At 67.3% G+C, this 16,171-nt stretch carries 15 protein-coding genes; 11 read left to right on the top strand and 4 right to left on the bottom strand.

Annotated features, from left to right (window positions below):
- Nucleotides 1-192 precede the first annotated feature (192 nt).
- From flhB to LDO27_RS19055, 7 genes are all read left to right on the top strand, one after another.
- The gene (gene flhB / locus LDO27_RS19085) at nt 193-1,335 is read left to right on the top strand and encodes a flagellar biosynthesis protein FlhB (RefSeq protein ID WP_224043441.1); all 1,143 of its coding nucleotides are present in this window, start codon (nt 193-195) and stop codon (nt 1,333-1,335) included.
- Complete coding sequence (gene flhA / locus LDO27_RS19080) at nt 1,332-3,419, top strand: flagellar biosynthesis protein FlhA (protein ID WP_222207227.1); 2,088 nt, start codon at nt 1,332-1,334, stop codon at nt 3,417-3,419. Before flhB ends, flhA begins: the two co-directional genes overlap by 4 nt.
- A 151-nt stretch (nt 3,420-3,570) precedes the next feature.
- Nucleotides 3,571-4,566: an Rpn family recombination-promoting nuclease/putative transposase gene (locus tag LDO27_RS19075; protein ID WP_224043439.1), complete on the top strand. Its 996-nt coding sequence runs from the start codon at nt 3,571-3,573 to the stop codon at nt 4,564-4,566.
- Between the two features lie 315 nt (nt 4,567-4,881).
- Nucleotides 4,882-7,329: a flagellar biosynthesis protein FlhF gene (flhF, locus tag LDO27_RS19070; protein ID WP_224043438.1), complete on the top strand. Its 2,448-nt coding sequence runs from the start codon at nt 4,882-4,884 to the stop codon at nt 7,327-7,329.
- Nucleotides 7,330-7,332: 3 nt separating this feature from the next.
- A complete protein-coding gene (locus LDO27_RS19065) occupies nt 7,333-8,154 on the top strand; it encodes a MinD/ParA family ATP-binding protein (protein WP_224043436.1) in 822 nt (273 codons plus the stop codon).
- 21 nt (nt 8,155-8,175) lie between these two features.
- Nucleotides 8,176-8,892 (top strand): RNA polymerase sigma factor FliA, encoded by a 717-nt coding sequence (locus LDO27_RS19060; RefSeq protein WP_222207231.1) that lies wholly within the window; start codon nt 8,176-8,178, stop codon nt 8,890-8,892.
- Between the two features lie 5 nt (nt 8,893-8,897).
- Entirely contained in the window at nt 8,898-9,365 is a 468-nt protein-coding gene (locus tag LDO27_RS19055; RefSeq protein WP_224043434.1) for a flagellar protein FlhE, read from the top strand.
- Here the strand turns inward: LDO27_RS19055 and LDO27_RS19050 are convergent.
- The 4 genes from LDO27_RS19050 to flgA form a co-directional block, all read right to left on the bottom strand.
- The gene (locus tag LDO27_RS19050; RefSeq protein ID WP_224043433.1) at nt 9,352-10,758 is read right to left on the bottom strand and encodes a Fic family protein; all 1,407 of its coding nucleotides are present in this window, start codon (nt 10,756-10,758) and stop codon (nt 9,352-9,354) included. The two genes, LDO27_RS19055 and LDO27_RS19050, sit on opposite strands and share 14 nt — an antisense overlap.
- Nucleotides 10,759-11,035: 277 nt before the next feature.
- The gene (locus LDO27_RS19045) at nt 11,036-11,497 is read right to left on the bottom strand and encodes a flagella synthesis protein FlgN (protein WP_222207233.1); all 462 of its coding nucleotides are present in this window, start codon (nt 11,495-11,497) and stop codon (nt 11,036-11,038) included.
- Nucleotides 11,498-11,506: 9 nt separating this feature from the next.
- Nucleotides 11,507-11,815 carry a flagellar biosynthesis anti-sigma factor FlgM gene (gene flgM, locus LDO27_RS19040; RefSeq protein WP_222207235.1) on the bottom strand — a complete coding sequence of 103 codons (309 nt, stop codon included), beginning with the start codon at nt 11,813-11,815 and terminating at the stop codon, nt 11,507-11,509.
- Between the two features lie 159 nt (nt 11,816-11,974).
- Nucleotides 11,975-12,748, bottom strand: coding sequence for a flagellar basal body P-ring formation chaperone FlgA (flgA, locus tag LDO27_RS19035; RefSeq protein ID WP_222207520.1), 774 nt, complete (start codon nt 12,746-12,748; stop codon nt 11,975-11,977).
- Nucleotides 12,749-13,083: 335 nt separating this feature from the next.
- Here flgA and flgB point away from each other — a divergent pair, with 335 nt between their 5' ends.
- The 4 genes from flgB (at nt 13,084) to LDO27_RS19015 (ending at nt 16,160) form a co-directional block, all read left to right on the top strand.
- Nucleotides 13,084-13,491 carry a flagellar basal body rod protein FlgB gene (flgB, locus tag LDO27_RS19030; RefSeq protein ID WP_222207238.1) on the top strand — a complete coding sequence of 136 codons (408 nt, stop codon included), beginning with the start codon at nt 13,084-13,086 and terminating at the stop codon, nt 13,489-13,491.
- A gap of 7 nt (nt 13,492-13,498) precedes the next feature.
- Nucleotides 13,499-13,906 (top strand): flagellar basal body rod protein FlgC, encoded by a 408-nt coding sequence (gene flgC, locus LDO27_RS19025; protein WP_224043429.1) that lies wholly within the window; start codon nt 13,499-13,501, stop codon nt 13,904-13,906.
- Nucleotides 13,907-13,920: 14 nt separating this feature from the next.
- The gene (locus tag LDO27_RS19020; protein WP_222207241.1) at nt 13,921-14,586 is read left to right on the top strand and encodes a flagellar hook assembly protein FlgD; all 666 of its coding nucleotides are present in this window, start codon (nt 13,921-13,923) and stop codon (nt 14,584-14,586) included.
- A 113-nt stretch (nt 14,587-14,699) separates the two neighbouring features.
- A complete protein-coding gene (locus tag LDO27_RS19015) occupies nt 14,700-16,160 on the top strand; it encodes a flagellar hook protein FlgE (protein ID WP_222207242.1) in 1,461 nt (486 codons plus the stop codon).
- The last annotated feature ends 11 nt before the right edge of the window (nt 16,161-16,171 follow it).

Genomic DNA, 16,171 nt, shown 5'->3' with positions numbered 1-16,171 from the left:
ATCGCCGCGGGCCGCCGTTAACCCGGAATCGGGACGTTGGCGCGAAAAAGGCCCGTCCGTCCGCCACTCATTGGCCAAATAGCGCCGCAATCCACCGCCTATTCCCGCTAATAGGATGCCGTCGCCGCTCCGATAATCGACACCGTCGAAGGGGCCCCATCGCCCGCATTGCCCCTTCGCAACGGAGCGGCAATGTCCGAAGACAGCGATCTCGAGAAAACCGAACCCGCCTCACCCCGGCGCCTGGAAAAGGCGCGCGAGGAGGGGCAGGTGGTGCGTTCGCGCGAGCTCGGCACGCTTGTGATGCTGATGGCCGGCGTGTTCGGCCTGTGGGGACTGGGCGGCATGATTGGCGAGCGGCTGCATGCCGTGATGCGGGCCAGCCTGGCATTCGAGCCGGCCACGGCGCTGCAGACGGACCGGATGCTGATCCGCATGGCCGAGATGTTCTGGGAAATCCTGCTGGTCGTCATGCCCCTGTTGCTGCTGTTCGCCGCGGCGGCGCTGGCCGCGCCCATGATGCTTGGCGGCTGGCTGTTCTCGACCAAGGCGCTGGCTCCCAAATTCGAGCGGCTGTCGCCGCTGAAGGGGCTCGGCCGCCTGTTCTCGGTCAATTCGCTGGTGGAACTGCTCAAGGCCATCGCCAAGTCGCTGCTGGTCGGCGGCGTTGGCGCGTGGGTCCTGTGGAAGTACCTGCCGGACACCGTGGCGCTGATGAATGCGCCGGTGCAGGAAGCGCTGCTGCACATGATCGAGCTGGTCCTGCTGTGCTGCGGCGTGGTGGCCGGCTCGCTGGTGCTGGTGGCGGCGGTGGATGTGCCCTGGCAGCTGTGGGACCACTACAAGAAGCTGCGCATGACCAAGGAAGAGGTCAAGCAGGAGCACAAGGAAAGCGATGGCGACCCCCACGTCAAGGGCCGCATCCGCCAGGCGCAGCGCGACATGGCGCGCCGCCGGATGATGTCCGAGGTGCCCAAGGCCGATGTGGTCATCACCAACCCCACCCACTTCGCGGTGGCGCTGCGCTATGACGAAGGCCGCATGAGCGCGCCGCGCGTGGTGGCCAAGGGCATGGACGACGTGGCCGCGCGCATCCGCGAACTGGCCGCGGAACACCGCGTCCCGATCCTGTCCGCGCCGCCGCTGGCGCGCGCGCTGCACCGCCATGTCGAGCTCGGGCACGACATTCCGGCGGGACTCTATACCGCCGTGGCCGAAGTTCTGGCCTGGGTCTATTCACTGAAGAACTGGCATCACTCCTACGGCCCGCATCCGGACGCTCCGACCGGCTTGCCCGTGCCCGATGAACTCGCCGTACCGGAAAGCACCGCATGAACGCATTGACCTCCCTCTTCAAGCTGCCTGGCGCCCAGGCGGGTGGCCAGATGAAGGCCCTGACAGGACCGCTGCTGATCATCATGATCCTCGGCATGATGATCCTGCCGTTGCCGCCGTTCATGCTGGATCTGCTGTTCACCTTCAACATCGCGCTGTCCATCATGGTGCTGCTGGTGAGCATGTACACGCAGAAGCCGCTGGATTTCGCGGCGTTTCCGGCGGTGCTGCTGTTCTCCACGCTGATGCGGCTGTCGCTGAACGTGGCGTCCACCCGCGTGGTGCTGCTCGAGGGCCACAAGGGCCCGGACGCCGCCGGCAAGGTGATCGAGGCCTTCGGCCACTTCCTGGTTGGCGGGAATTTCGCGGTCGGTATCGTCGTGTTCGCGATCCTCGTGGTGATCAACTTCATGGTGATCACCAAGGGTGCCGGCCGTATTGCCGAAGTCGGCGCGCGCTTCATGCTGGACTCGATGCCCGGCAAGCAGATGGCGATCGACGCCGACCTGAACGCGGGCCTGATCAACGAGGAGGGCGCCAAGAAGCGCCGTGCCGAGGTGAGCCAGGAGTCGGACTTCTACGGCGCCATGGACGGTGCCAGCAAGTTCGTGCGCGGCGACGCGGTCGCCGGCCTGCTGATCATGTTCATCAACGTCGGCGCCGGCATGGTGGTCGGCATGGTGCAGCACGATCTGAACTTCGCCACCGCCGTGCACAACTACACGCTGCTGACCATCGGCGATGGCCTGGTCGCGCAGATCCCGGCGCTGGTGATCTCCACCGCGGCCGGTGTGATCGTCTCGCGCGTGTCCAACGAGCAGGACGTGGGCCAGCAGCTGACCGGTCAGCTCTTCTCCAACCCGAAGGTGATGTATCTGACGGGCGCCATCGTCGGCATGCTCGGCATCATCCCGGGCATGCCGCATTTCGCTTTCCTGTTGTTCGCCGCGGCGCTGATCTGGTTCGGCCGCTACGTCGCCCGCAAGGAGCAGACCGCGACCCAGGTGAAGACGCGCGAGGAGCGCCTGCCGGCGCTGACGCAGGAGAACACCGAAGCCACGTGGGACGACGTCACGCTGGTCGACCCGCTTGGCATGGAAGTCGGCTACCGCCTGATTCCGCTGGTGGATCGCGGCCAGGACGGCGAACTGCTCGGGCGCATCAAGAGCATCCGCAAGAAGGTGGCGCAGGAGATCGGCTTTCTGGTTCCCGTCGTGCATATCCGCGACAACCTGGAGCTGCGGCCCAACGCCTACCGCATCACGCTCAAGGGCGTGGAGATCGGCACGGGCGAGGCCACGCCGGGACAGTGGATGGCCATCAACCCGGGCCAGGTGTCGGGCACGCTGCCCGGCACGACCACGCGCGATCCGGCGTTTGGCCTGCCGGCCGTCTGGATCGACAGCGGCCTGAAGGAACAGGCCCAGGCCTTGGGCTACACGGTCGTGGACGCCAGCACGGTGGTGGCGACGCACCTGAACCACCTGATCCACCTGCATGCGGCCGAACTGCTTGGCCGCCAGGAAGTGCAACAACTGCTGGACCGCATCGCCAAGGAGTCGCCGAAGCTGACCGAGGATCTGGTGCCCAAGCTGATCTCGCTGACGTCGCTGCAAAAGGTGCTGCAGAACCTGCTGGACGAAAGCGTGCCGATCCGCGACATGCGCACCATCCTGGATGTGATCGCCGAACACGCCCCGAAGGTCACGGACCCCAACGAGCTGACCGCGCTGGTGCGCATGTCGCTGGGCCGGGCCATCACGCAGCAATGGTTCCCCAATGGCGCGGACCTGCAGGTCATCGGCCTCGATGCCGGCTTGGAACGCGTGTTGTCGCAGGCGCTGAGTTCGGGCGGCGGCATCGAGCCGGGACTCGCCGATGCGCTGTTGCAGCAGGCGCAGGCCGCCGCCGCGCGCCAGGAGCAGCAGGGACTGGACCCGGTCCTGCTCGTGCCGCATCCACTGCGGGCGCTGCTCGCCCGCTTCCTGCGCCGCACGATGCCGCAGCTCAAGGTCCTGTCGCATGCCGAGGTGCCCGACAACCGTAATATCCGCATCACCGCGATGATCGGCGGCAACGGCTGATGTCCGCCACGGCGGGCGGCGCGTGGCAGTGCTGCGCGCCGCGCGCCGAAACATTTCAGTAACCGCTAGGGCGGCCGCTTTTCTGGCATCGCATCGCGCCCTCCCACCGCATCCTTGCCGCACCGGCTTTCAGCCTTCCTGGTTGTCCGTGATGCGCAAGCAATGCGATGCCTCCTACAAGATGGTCTTCTCGTCCCCCGAGACCGTGCGGGACCTGATCCTGGGCTTTGTCCCGGACGACTGGCTGCATGCCCTTGACTGGACCACGCTCGAGAAAGTCCCCTCCAGCTACATCACCGACGACCTGCGCCAGCGCGCCGACGATGTCGTCTGGCGGATCAGGGCCGATGGCGAGTGGGTCTACTGCTATTTCCTGATCGAATTCCAGAGCACGGTCGATCCGTTCATGGCGGTCAGGATCATGGCCTATCTGGCGCTGCTGTATCAGGACCTGATCCGCAGCGGCGAGGTGCTGCCGGGCCGCAGGTTGCCTCCGGTGCTGCCGATCGTGATGTACAACGGCGAGGCGGCATGGACGGCGGCCACGGACATTGCCGATCTGATCCTCGAGGCGCCCGGGCTGCCGGCTTGCCATCGGCCGCGGCTGCGGTATTTCCTGGTCGACCAGGGCCAGTACTCCGACCAGCAGCTGGCCCGGATGCACAACGTGGTCGCCTGCCTGTTCCGCTTCGAGCAGGCACCCCGCGGCGAGGTGCTGTGGCAGGTGGTGGACCGGCTGAACGAGCTGCTTTGCGACAATCCCGAGCTCAAACGCGCTTTTGCGCTGCTGCTGTCCGAGGTAGTCTCGCGGCACAGCGACCAAGCGCTGTCGCTGTCCAAGATTCGGGAACTGAAGGAGCTGAAGATGAGACTGGCACAACGCTTCAAGGAATGGTCGGCGCAGTACCGGCAGGAGGGTCTGCAGGCGGGCCTGCAGGAAGGACGGCAGGAAGGGCGGCAGGAAGGGCGGCAGGAAGGGGTCCGGGCGGGCGAGGCGATGCTCTTCCACATGATGCTGACGGAGCGGTTCGGTCCGCTATCGCCCGAGCTGGCTTCCACGGTCGCCTCCGCCACGACGGAGCAGATCGACGTCTGGGCAAGGCGCCTGTTGCGTGCCGATACGCTCGACGAGATTTTCCGGCCCTGATGGCCGCGCGGCCGCGTCCGCCGCGGGCACGGCCGATTGCCGGGGCCAGTAGCAGGCAGCCGGCGTCGTCTCTCGCAAGCCGGGGGTAAAAGAACGCCGCCCGGCTGCCGATAACACTGGCACGAGGCCGTTCTGGCCCGAGACCGTCCCGCCGCACGGTCCGTCATTGGCCAAATAGCGCCGCAATCCCCTTCCTATTCCCCCTAATAGCGCGACCCCCACGCTCGGATAATCAAGACCGTCGAAGTGGTCTGATGCCGCTTCGCCATGCAGCGGCGATGCCGCAGCATCCCGCTGAAACAAGGGTCGCGAGAGATGAGCGTAGCCAAATTTGTGGCGGCCAATGGCCGCGAAGCCCTGCGCCAGGTGCGCGAGGCCATGGGGCCGGACGCCGTGGTGCTGTCCAACCGCACGGTGGACGGCGGCGTGGAGATCGTCGCCATGCGCGATACCGATCTGGGCGCCATCTCGGGCAGCGCGCAACCGTTCGTGCCCCCGACCCCGCCGGTGCCCGAGGTGATCCAGCCCGCGGCGCAGGAAGTCATTGGCGATCTGCGCGGCGAGCTGCAATCGATGCGCGCGCTGATCGAGCGCCAGATGTCCGGCATCGGCGCACACAGCGTGCCTGCCGCCGGCGGCGATCCGCTGCGGGACTCGCTCTTCGAATGGCTGGTCGGGGCCGGCTTCTCCGGCCAACTGGCCCGCACGCTGCTGTCGCGGCTGCCGGTCGGCCATGATCGACCCGCCGCGATGAGCTGGATCCGCCAGGAGATCGCCAGCAAGGTGCCGGTGCTGACCGACGAAGACGCGCTCTTCGGCCAGGGCGGCGTCCTGGCGCTGGTCGGCCCGACGGGCGTCGGCAAGACCACGACCACCGCCAAGCTGGCCGCACGCTTCGTGCTCAAGCACGGCGCGGAGAAACTCGCGCTGCTGACCACCGACTCGTTCCGGATCGGCGCGCACGAGCAGCTGCGCATCTACGGCGACATCCTGGGCGTGCCCGTGCACGCGGTCAAGGACGCCTCGGACCTGCGCATCGCGCTGTCCGCGCTTGCCCAGAAGCATCTTGTCATCATCGACACCGTTGGCATGAGCCAGCGCGACCGCAACCTTTCCGAGCAGATCGCCATGCTGGCCGGCGCCCCGGCGCCGGTGCAGCGCGTGCTGCTGCTCAATGGCGCCAGCCACGGCGACACGCTCAATGAAGTCGTGCACGCCTACCGCAACGACGCCACGCCCGGCGGGGGCGTGGACGGCTGCATCATCAGCAAGCTGGACGAGGCGACCCATCTGGGCTCCGTGCTGGATGTGGTCATCCGCCATCGCCTGCCCGTGTTCTATGCCTCGACCGGCCAGCGCGTGCCGGAGCATCTGGAACTGGCCCGCGGCGATCTGCTGGTCGAGCGCGCCTTCGCGATGCCGCGCCGCGGCTCCGTGTTCGCCGAAGCCCAGGCCGCCCGCAGCGCCTTTGCCGGCGGCCCCGCTCCGGAGGGCGACGACAACGCCGACGCCGCGCACGACGTGCTGCGCTCGATTACCGATAGCAGCCATGCAGTCGGCGCCTGCGTCAACGAGCTGCAGGACGGTCAGTACGGCTTCGACCTGTTGCGCCAGCTGTGGCCTCAGCGCGACGAGCCCGATACCGCGCTCAAGGCGATGGCACAGACGGTACGCGACGCGGTGGCCCGCGACGTGAGCCAGCATTGCGACCGCTACGTGCTTGCCTGCGCCACGACGACGTCGGTGCCCGTGCCGGGCCGCCGCGCGCCGCAATCCTGGCTGAACACGGTGTGGCTGTCGGACCGCGACGGCATGCCGCTCGCGGCCACGATCACCCCGACCGGCCGCGGCTCGCACGGCGCCAACGGGGCCCCCGATACGGAAGCCGCGGATCTGCGCGCCGCGGTGGGCGCGCGCCGCTGCGTCGTCAATGTCCTGGAAGCCATGCCCGCCGCATCGGCCATCGCCCGCTGGCAGACCGCCGGCGAGCGCTGGCTGGCCGCCGCCCGCAAGAGCACCCGCGTGATCTGCGACGGCACGGCGTGGAAGCTCGACGCCCTCGCCGACACGCTGACCTTCCATGCCATTGGCGAAACCCAGGTGCGCGGCCGCGAGGCACTGCAGTGGGTCGCGCAGACTTCGGTGCGCGTGGTCGATGCCCAGCATCGCCCCGTCAAACCCGCGGGCGCGGACAACGGCATCGACGCCACGCTGGTGGTCTCGCGCGCGATCGACCGCGAGAACGGCCAGACCCTGGCCGTGGACTACACCCTGTGCGATGGTGCGCTTTCCCCGGAAGGGTCGCAGGTCGCGCGCTGGGCGCGCTGGAGCGAAGGCGCGGAGTCGCGCTGCCGCACCCTGCGGCTCGCCACCACCCATCTGCGCCAGTCCGGCGCCGAGGGCGCGGTGTCCGCCCCGTGCGCGCAGCTGGTGGCGCTGCAGGCCGGCATCACCGCGCTGCGGCTGGAACACCGTCCGGCCGTCACGGCGGCGCCGTTCCTGGCGCGCCTGACCGGCAAGACCAGCAAGGGCGCGATCGCCGCGGCGACGCTGGTGGACGGCCTGGGCCGTCTGCTGGCCCTGCTGGACGTACTGGAAAACTATCCGGCGCGTGGGCATCGGCCCGCGCTTCGGCAAGCCGCACCCGCGTCGCCTGCGGACGATGAGGACACGCTGATCGCGAGCGCCATGCCCGCCCAGCGCCGCACCGTGCCGGAGTCGGCCAAGCATCTGGCGCAGCAAATGGCTGCCCTTGGAGATTGATTCGTGAGCACGCTCGCTTCAGACCAGGCCGAAAGCCTTCGTCGCATGCTGGCACCGCGCACCACCCGGCGTATCGCCGTGGTGGCGTGCGAGCCGGGCGCCGGAGCGACGACGGTTGCGCTCGGTCTGTCCAATGCGCTTGCCCTGCAGGGCGAACGCGTGCTGCTGGTGGATGAGGATGCCGCGCGCTCGCGCGCCACGCGCCTGGCCGGCGCCAACCCGCGGGGCACGCTGGCCCAGGTGCTGACGGGATCCGCCAGCGCGGCCGATGCCACGGGCGACCGCGCCCAGGGCGCGCCCGCCGTGCTGCCCGGCGACCCGCAGGCCTGGGGCGACCTGGGGGCCCTGGGCGAGTTCCGCTCGGTGCTGTGCGACGCGCGCAGCGGCCCGGACGGCATGCTGTCGCGCTTTGGCGGCTCGGCGCACAACCTCGTGGTTGTCACGCGGGCGGAGCCGGCGTCGATCACCGCGGCGTATGCATGCATCAAGCGCCTGCATCACCTGTATGCCTGCCGCCATTTCCATCTGGTGGTGAATGCCGCGGACAACGACAACACCGTCGCCACCGCGGCGCGCAATCTGGCGCGCACCGCCAGCCAGTATCTCGGGGTGCAGGCGGTATTCGCCGGTGCCCTGCCGTTCGACCCGCTGATCGCGCGCAGCACCGCGCTTGGCCGCTGCGTGGTCGAAGCTTTTCCGGGCGCCGCCGCTACCGCGTCGCTGCGCCGTATCGCCGCCGGCATCGCCGCGTGGCCGTTGAAACCAGAAACCGATTCAAACCGCGCAGCGCCGTTCGTGCCGCCTGCCGCGGCGTTGGCCTGCTAGGAACCAAGCGAGGATTCCACCATGTACACGATCCAGGGAAAACTCGAACAGACGGATACCGTCAAGACGCATGCGCCGCTGGTGCGTCGCATCGCGCTGCAACTGGCGGCCAAGCTGCCGGCCAGCGTGCAGCTCGACGATCTGATCCAGGCCGGGATGATCGGCCTGCTCGATGCGGCCCGCCGCTATGAAGACACGCACGGCGCCCGCTTCGAGACGTATGCGAGCCAGCGCATCCGCGGCGCGATGCTGGACGAGGTGCGCGCCAACGACTGGCAGTCGCGCAGCCTGCGCCAGTCCACCCGCCGCATCGAGAAGACAGTGCGCCAGCTCGAGCAGAAGCTCGGGCGCACGCCGCAGGACTCCGAGGTTGCCGAAGAGCTGGACATGCCGCTGGACGAATACCAGCTGCTGCTCAACGAGGTCTATGGCTGCCAGCTGCTGCACTACGAAGACTTCGAGCGCTCCGGCGAGGAGGACTTCCTGGACCGCCACCTGACGGTCAGCGACGACGGCAATCCGCTCACGGTGCTGATGGAAAGCGGCATGCGCGGCGCGCTGATCCGCGCCATCGACAAGCTGCCCGAGCGCGAGAAGCTGGTGCTGTCGCTGTGCTACGACCAGGAGCTGAACCTGCGCGAAATCGGCGCGGTGCTGGAGGTGACCGAGTCGCGCGTCTGCCAGATCCGCAGCCAGGCCATCAACCGTCTGCGCACGCAGCTGCGCGGCCTGCTCTGACAGCCATGATGGCCTGGCCGTCTCCCTCGCTTGCCGCCTTTACCACCGGCCGCCTGTGGCAGGCGGCCGCCCTCGCGCTCGGCTTGCTGGCGAGCGCCGCATCCGCTTCCAACTCCGGCGATTCGCGCCACGCGTGGACGGCCACGGTCAACGGGCCGGCGCTCTATGGCAAAGGCCAGCGCGCGGTGTCGCCGCCGATCGAACCGGTTGGCCATCTCCCGCAGGCGGAAGGCGTCATCACCGCCGTGCGCTGGCGCTATCGCTTCACCCGCGTGCCGCCGACCAATCTGCAAGCCTATCTGTGCAATGCCAACCGCTGCGTGCTGCTGCCGGGCGCCGAAGGCCGCACCGAGGCATTTCGCGGCGACGATGCGGGCAAGGGCTTCGTGTTTGCCTATCGCGTGCCGGGGCAGGGCCCGCTCGCGCCCGTTTTGCGCGCGCAGTCCAACGAGGTGACGGTCAGCTTCCGCTAGCCGCCGGCCCTGGTGGCCGTCCTCGGGCAATCCACGCCGCCGCGGTTTCGCTGCCGATGCCGAAGTGCGCGCAGTTGTAGGTCTGAAGGCCGCGCAAGGCCTCCTCGACAAGCCGGCGCAGTTCCGACGTCTGGACAGCCGAGCGGCCTTCAAGCGCGACGGCCTCGCCGAGCGGCATTCCGTCCCGCACGATGGCCTGGACGGCGCGGTTCACGGATTCCCTGTATCGGAGCGCCGAGGCGTTGGGCACTTCCATGGCCTCCAGCACCGAGGCGTACCGGTCTATGGAGCGTCCGTACGCCCAGGTGAAGAGGTCGATTGCCATGGACGTGTCCAGCCGCTCGTAGACGCCCATCATCGCCATTGCGTAATCATTCGCGTCGACGCCAAGAAACGACAGGGGCGCGCAGTTGCGAAGCAGCAGCGGGACATTGGCTGTCAGACGGCTCGTACGCTTGTTGCCGTCTTCGAATGCCTGCAGATACGCGAGATTGACCCAGAGAAAGAACGCCGATTCCACAGGGTTGGCGATGCGGTCCGCCTTCTCCAGGATCGTGCGGAACATCTCGTCCAACACGTGAGGCACGTTCGAGGGCAGATAGGTGCTTTGCCCGATATACACCGCTCTGTTCCGGATGGCGCCCAGGCTTCCCGTGTCGTCCAGCAGATCGCGCATCAGGAAACCGTGAAGATTGCGGACCAGAAGCGTCGTCAAGCCGCCACGCGGCGCCGCATCGACCAGAAACTCGATGGCTCTCTTGTGATTGAGCAGCATGACGGCGTCGGCATTGCTGCCGGGCAAGCCGGAAAGAAAGAGCTTGCGCGTGTCCACCAACGAAAAGCGGTTGCCCTCCAGCCTCGAAGACGACCACGAAAGGTCGATGAGAAATTGCTCCAGTACGCGGCGCGCATATGTCCCTGCCGGCTGTTGCCCGCGCAGGCGCGCCCGCATGGCCAGATCGTCGGCGGCGTCGCGAGGCAAGAGGCTGTCTCTGTTGGGCACGTAGCCGTCCACGAAGCCGCGCTGATATGTCGCGATGTCTCTCGTCATCAACGGGCGGCGCAGTACAGAGGCAAGCCGCAGACTTGCCGCAGACCAGGGCGGCGAAGCCACATCAGGCTCGCGGAGCAAGACCGCCATTGCACCCGGGGCGAATGGGAAATCGTGCGTGGCGGCATATCGGGTGGTCCGGGCCTTGCCGGTCCTTCGGACTCGCCCCGACGCGACCAGTCGCTGCAAGGCCCGCTTCGCTGTGGCGACGCTGACCCCGGTAGCGGTGGCCAGCTCGACGGAACTCAGTTGGCTCCCGCCCTGTGACGACAGTGCATGCAGTGTCCCGAGAAGGTTGGCGGAGGTAGTGACGGCTTTCGTGTCGTTGGCGGATCGGCTCACGGCATGGCCCCTGATCGGCTGTTGAGGTGAGCCGATTCTCAGCCGGTATGCGCGGAACGTCGGCGCGCGCGATCGAATCCCGATAGCGTCGAGCCGTTCTGTTTAGAAGTGTTGCGCTGAATGCGCAGTCGACAAGAGGGCGGGACCGGGCGGCCGATGGACATGCCCGGCGCTCCGGCTTCCGGTGCCGATCGCCATCTCGAATGCAAGAAAGGCACGTCAACCCGGCGGAACACCGCCAGGCCTACGTGCCTTTTCTCAATCCAGCAGTAACCGCTCAGCCAGCTGCCAGGCTCACCCCTTGCGGACCGGCCTTGGCCAGTCCGTTGCGGCCATACAGCGTGCCGGTATCGCCGCCGCGCTGGCGCAGGGCCTGCAGGGCGTCCTGGGTGTACTCCAGGTGCGCGTTGACGATGGCACCGTTGAAGTCGTTGGCGTCGGCCGCGGTGCGGGCCGCGAAGACCAGTTGTTGCCAAGCCGCTGTCACGGCCGAATCCACGCCTTTGCCCAGCAGTTGCCTCTCGGCGCCCACGCGGATGCCCAGTGCGGACATTTGCGCCTGGCGGGTCGCGCCGAGCTCGCCGATCATCGCGGCGAGCTGGGTCTTGCGCTCCAGCAACGTGTTGAGCAAGGCAAAGTCGCCGGCCCGGATGGCCTGGCGTTCTTCGTTGAGGGCTGCGGCGAACGCCAGAACGGCTTCGGTTTCGCGCTGCATCCCCTGAACCATGGATTCGGTCATGAGTAGGGCTTAGGGTTGGCCGCCTTGAGCCAGTTCGCGCAGGGAGGCGAGCAGGCCGTCGGCGATTTTGCTGGAGTCCATCGTCAGGCGGCCTTCGGCGATGGCCTGACGGATTTCTTCCACCTTGGCCTGGTCGATATCGCCATCGGCGTCATTGACAAGGCCGGCGCCGATATCGCGCACCTGGGCGGAAAGGGGGCTCATCCGGACGTCGGACGGTGCCGGCGTGGCCGCGGTGACAGCGGCGCCGGAAACGTTGCGGGCGGGGCTTTCGGCGGCATCGCCCGTCCTCGGCGGAGTGGTGTTATTGATCTTCACGGGTATTCCTTGCTGGGTTTCCTTGCCTTAACGGCCGGATTCTCCAGAACTTTAGGGGGTAGTCGGCGGGCTGACGGGCCCGGTCCGGATTGTCGCACGGCTGGTTCGCACGGCGTGCCGGAGGGGGAAATGCCGGCCGACTTACCTCCAAAAAAATGACTATTGAAGCACTACGGTGTCGGCGTCGCGCACCAGCGCGTTGACCACCTGACCGTTCTTGAGCCTGACCTGCACGCTGTTGCCCGGCGCGGCATCGGCCAGCACCTTGCCTTCGCTCGTGACATGGAAGGCTTCGCCCTCGAACTTGACCGCTACGTTCTGTCCCTGGCGTACCGCGATGGCCTTGCGCAGCATGTCCATGCGCAGCGGCGAGCCCGCCGCGACCCGGTTCACCGTGGTGGCGCCCGCCACTTGGGCGGGATCGGTGACCACGGCGCGGGGCAGGGTGGCCAGGTCGCCCTGGCGCAGCTCGAGATCCGCGGCGTTCAGCGCCTCGCCGGCGCCCAGCGCCCGCGCGGCGACGTAATAGTCCGCCACCACCGAGACCCGTGCCTGTACATAGCGCGTCCACGGCCGGTCGCCGCCGCAGCGCACGCCGACCGAGATCCGGCCCCAGGGCGTGGCGCCAGGCTGCAGGAACGGCTCCGGATTCTCGCAATGCGGCGCGCGCCCGCCCGATGGGGGCACAACCTGGATGGTGCTCTTGCCAGGCAGTCCGGCGGTCTGCTGCTGCAGGAACTGCTCCACCGCGACACGGACCGGATCGTCCGGAAACTGCACGCTGGAAACGCTGGCGGCGTGCGCAGCCGGCATCGAGCCGACCGGCGTGACTTGTGCCACCTGCGCCGGCTGCGGTGCGGCCAGGGCGGCGCCGGCCAGCGCCAGTGCCGCCACGGCGGCGGGCAGCGACGCCCAAAGGCGGGCCAGTGCCATACGGTGTGCCACGGTCGAAACGGTCATGCTCATCCTGTCATCCCAGCAAGGAAGAGAGCGGCTCGCGCGGGCGCGAAGCGCGTCTCTGTCAACGGTGCCCATTGTAGGGAGCCGCAGCGTCCGGCTCAGGGCGAAATACGCGGATTTCCCACTCCTATTCAGTCGATTGGTGTGGCCATGCCGCACCTAAGATGGCAGCCGTGAAGAAGGTCGCCCATGGCACCTGCCTTCATCGCTTTCTCACTCGACGCGACGTGCGTGCGCGAGATCGAGGCGCAATACACGGACGCAAACCGACGCAACACGGACGCAAAAACGGGACGCGAGATACAGACATGATCGACAGACTCGACGCGGCACTGCGCTTCCAACAGGAGGCATTGAGCCTGCGCAACGAACGGCAATCGGTGATTGCCGCCAATATCGCCAACGCGGACACGCCCGGCTTCAAGGCGCGCGATTTCGACTTCGCCAGCCGGCTGTCGGAATCCGTCGAACGCGGCAAGCGCGCCGACGGCGTGACGCTGTCCACGACTTCGAATCGCCATCTGCCCGGCCAGGGCGTGACGATGACCAAGGAGGAACTGGCCTACCGTATCCCGATGCAGTCCAGCATCGACGGCAATACCGTCGAAATGGATACGGAGCGGGTGGCCTTTGCCGACAACACGGTCCGCTACGAGATGGGACTGACGGTGATGAGCGGCAAGATCAAGTCGATGTTGACCGCGATCCAGCAGTGAGGAAGCCATGCCAGCAATGAACATCTTCGACGTGGCCGGTTCGGCCATGGCCGCGCAGGCGCAGCGCATGAACGTGACGGCCTCGAACCTGGCCAACGCGGACAGCGCCGTGGCGCCCAACGGCCAGCCCTACCGCGCCAAGCAGGTGGTGTTCGGCCTCGCGCCCACGCCTGGCCAGAACGACATCGGCGGCGTGCAGGTGCAGAACGTGATGGAAGACCCGTCGCCGCCGCGCATGGTCCACAACCCCACGCATCCGCTCGCCAACGCCGAGGGTTATGTCGTGATGCCCAACGTCAACCCGGTGGAAGAGATGGTCAACATGATCTCCGCCTCGCGGTCTTACCAGGCCAACGTCGAGGTGCTCAATACCGCCAAGAACATGATGCTGAAGACGCTGACCATCGGTCAGTGAAACCGGAATACGACATGACGACTCCCGTTAATAACAACACCAGCAGCCAGAGCCTGGCCGATCAGCTCAAGAGCAACTCGTCGAGCGCCTCGGACCTGCAGGGCAACTTCCTGAAGATGCTGGTGACGCAGATGAACAACCAGGATCCGCTCAATCCGATGGAGAACTCGGAGCTGACCTCGCAACTGGCGCAGATCAGCACCGTGAGCGGCATGGAAACCTTGAACGCGACGATGATGCAGCTGCTGGCGCAAACCAGCGCCAGCCGCGCGATGGATTCGGCCGCGCTGATCGGCCGCACGGTCGTGGTGCCGGGCTCGGACGTGACCGTCAAGGACGGCGTGGCGTCGAAGATCGGCATCGATCTGCCCAAGACGGCCGACGCCGTGACGGTCGACGTGCTGGACGCGGACGGCAAGGTGGTGCGCACCATCGACCTGAAGGGTCAGGTCGCCGGCGTGCACGACGTGGAGTGGGACGGCAAGGACAACGCCGGCGCGGTGGTGGCCAATGGCGACTACACCTTCAAGGTCAACGCGACCGCCGACGGCACCAGCGTGCAGCCGGTGGCGCTGGTGTACGGCAAGGTCGAGAGCATCAGCGGCGACGCCACGGGCGTGCTGGTCAACCTGGCCGGCGGCACCAAGTCGAACGTCGACGAAGTTCGCAAGATTCTTTAATCGCCCGCTGTCGCACACCGGCGCCGGCACTATCCATTGGCCGGACCGGATCGCGGTGCGATAAGGGTCCCAAAGTTAGACAGCAGAGTTAGACAGGAAACAAGGGGAAAAACATGGGTTTCGGTCAAGGGGTAAGCGGCATCAACGCCGCCGCGCAGAACCTGGATGTGATCGGCAACAACATCGCGAACGCGAACACCGTCGGCTTCAAGCAATCGACGGCGCAGTTCGCCGACGTGTACGCCGGCTCCAAGGTGGGCCTGGGCACGCGCGTGAACTCGGTGGTGCAATCGTTCAACGCCGGCAATATCGAGGCCAGCGGCCGTTCGCTGGATGTGGCCATCACCGGTGGCAACGGCTTCTATCGCCTGATGAGCACCGACGGCGAAGTGTTCTTCTCGCGTAACGGCCAGTTCCTGCGTACGGACGACGGCCGCCTGACCAACGCGCAGGGCCTGCAGCTGACCGGCTACGCGCCTGGCGTGGCGCCGGGCGGCGGCGCGCAGCCGCAGCCGCTGGTCGTCTCGAATGCCCAGATGCCCCCGCGTGCCACCACCAGCATCACCGGCCAGTACAACCTCGACTCGCGCAGCGTGCCTCCGAACCCGACCCTGACCGAGACGACCACGGCCGGCGCGGGTACCGCCACGGCGTCGGTGTCGGACGTCAAGGTGCTGACCGGCAGCAACTACAACATCACGTACGACGGCACGAACTACAGCATGACCCGCGCCTCGGACGGCGTGGTGGTGGCCACCGGCGCCGGCCCGACGCTGACGGCCGACGGCCTGACCGTCACCATGAGCGGCACCGTTGCCGCCGGCGACGCGTACACGATCAGCAGCGCCCCGTCGTTCGCGACGGCCGCCGGCGATCCGCCCGATGCCTCGATGTTCAACTACAGCAGCACCATCGAAGTGTTCGATTCGCTCGGCAACGCCAAGCAGCTCACGGCCTACTTCGCCAAGGGCACCAGCGATGCGACCGGCACCAACTGGAACATGTACGTGACCGACGCCACCGGCGCCCTGCTGTCGGGCCCGAACGCGATGCGCTTCGACCTGAACGGCGCGCTCGTCACGCCGGCGCCGGGCACCCCGGTCAACGTGACCATGCCCGCCGCCAACGGCGCGGACGTGATGAACGTGGCCTTCAGCCTGGCCGGTACCACGCAGTTCGGCGACGACAACGATCCGAAGCTGATCGACCAGGACGGCTACACCTCGGGCAGCCTGCTGGGCTTCTCGATCGAGGCCGACGGCACCATCCGCGGCAGCTACTCGAACGAGGAAACGCAATCGCTGGGCACCGTCGCGCTGGCCACCTTCGGCAATGTCGAAGGCCTGCAGCCGGAAGGCGACAACGTGTGGTCGGCGACCGGTGCCTCCGGTCAGCCGCTGATCGGCCAGCCGGGCGGCAGCATGGGCAAGCTGCAGTCCAACGCGGTCGAGGCGTCGAACGTGGACCTCTCGGGCCAGCTGGTCAACCTGATCGTCGCGCAGCGCAACTACCAGGCGAACGCGCAGACCATCAAGGCGCAGGACCAGGTCCTGCAGACGCTGGTCAACATCTGATGACGCCAAGG

The sequence above is a fragment of the Cupriavidus respiraculi genome, from assembly GCF_914271545.1.
Taxonomy (GTDB): Bacteria; Pseudomonadota; Gammaproteobacteria; order Burkholderiales; family Burkholderiaceae; genus Cupriavidus; species Cupriavidus respiraculi.
Note: the sequence above shows the minus strand (reverse complement) of the source record. Positions and strands in the feature narration are given on the sequence as shown.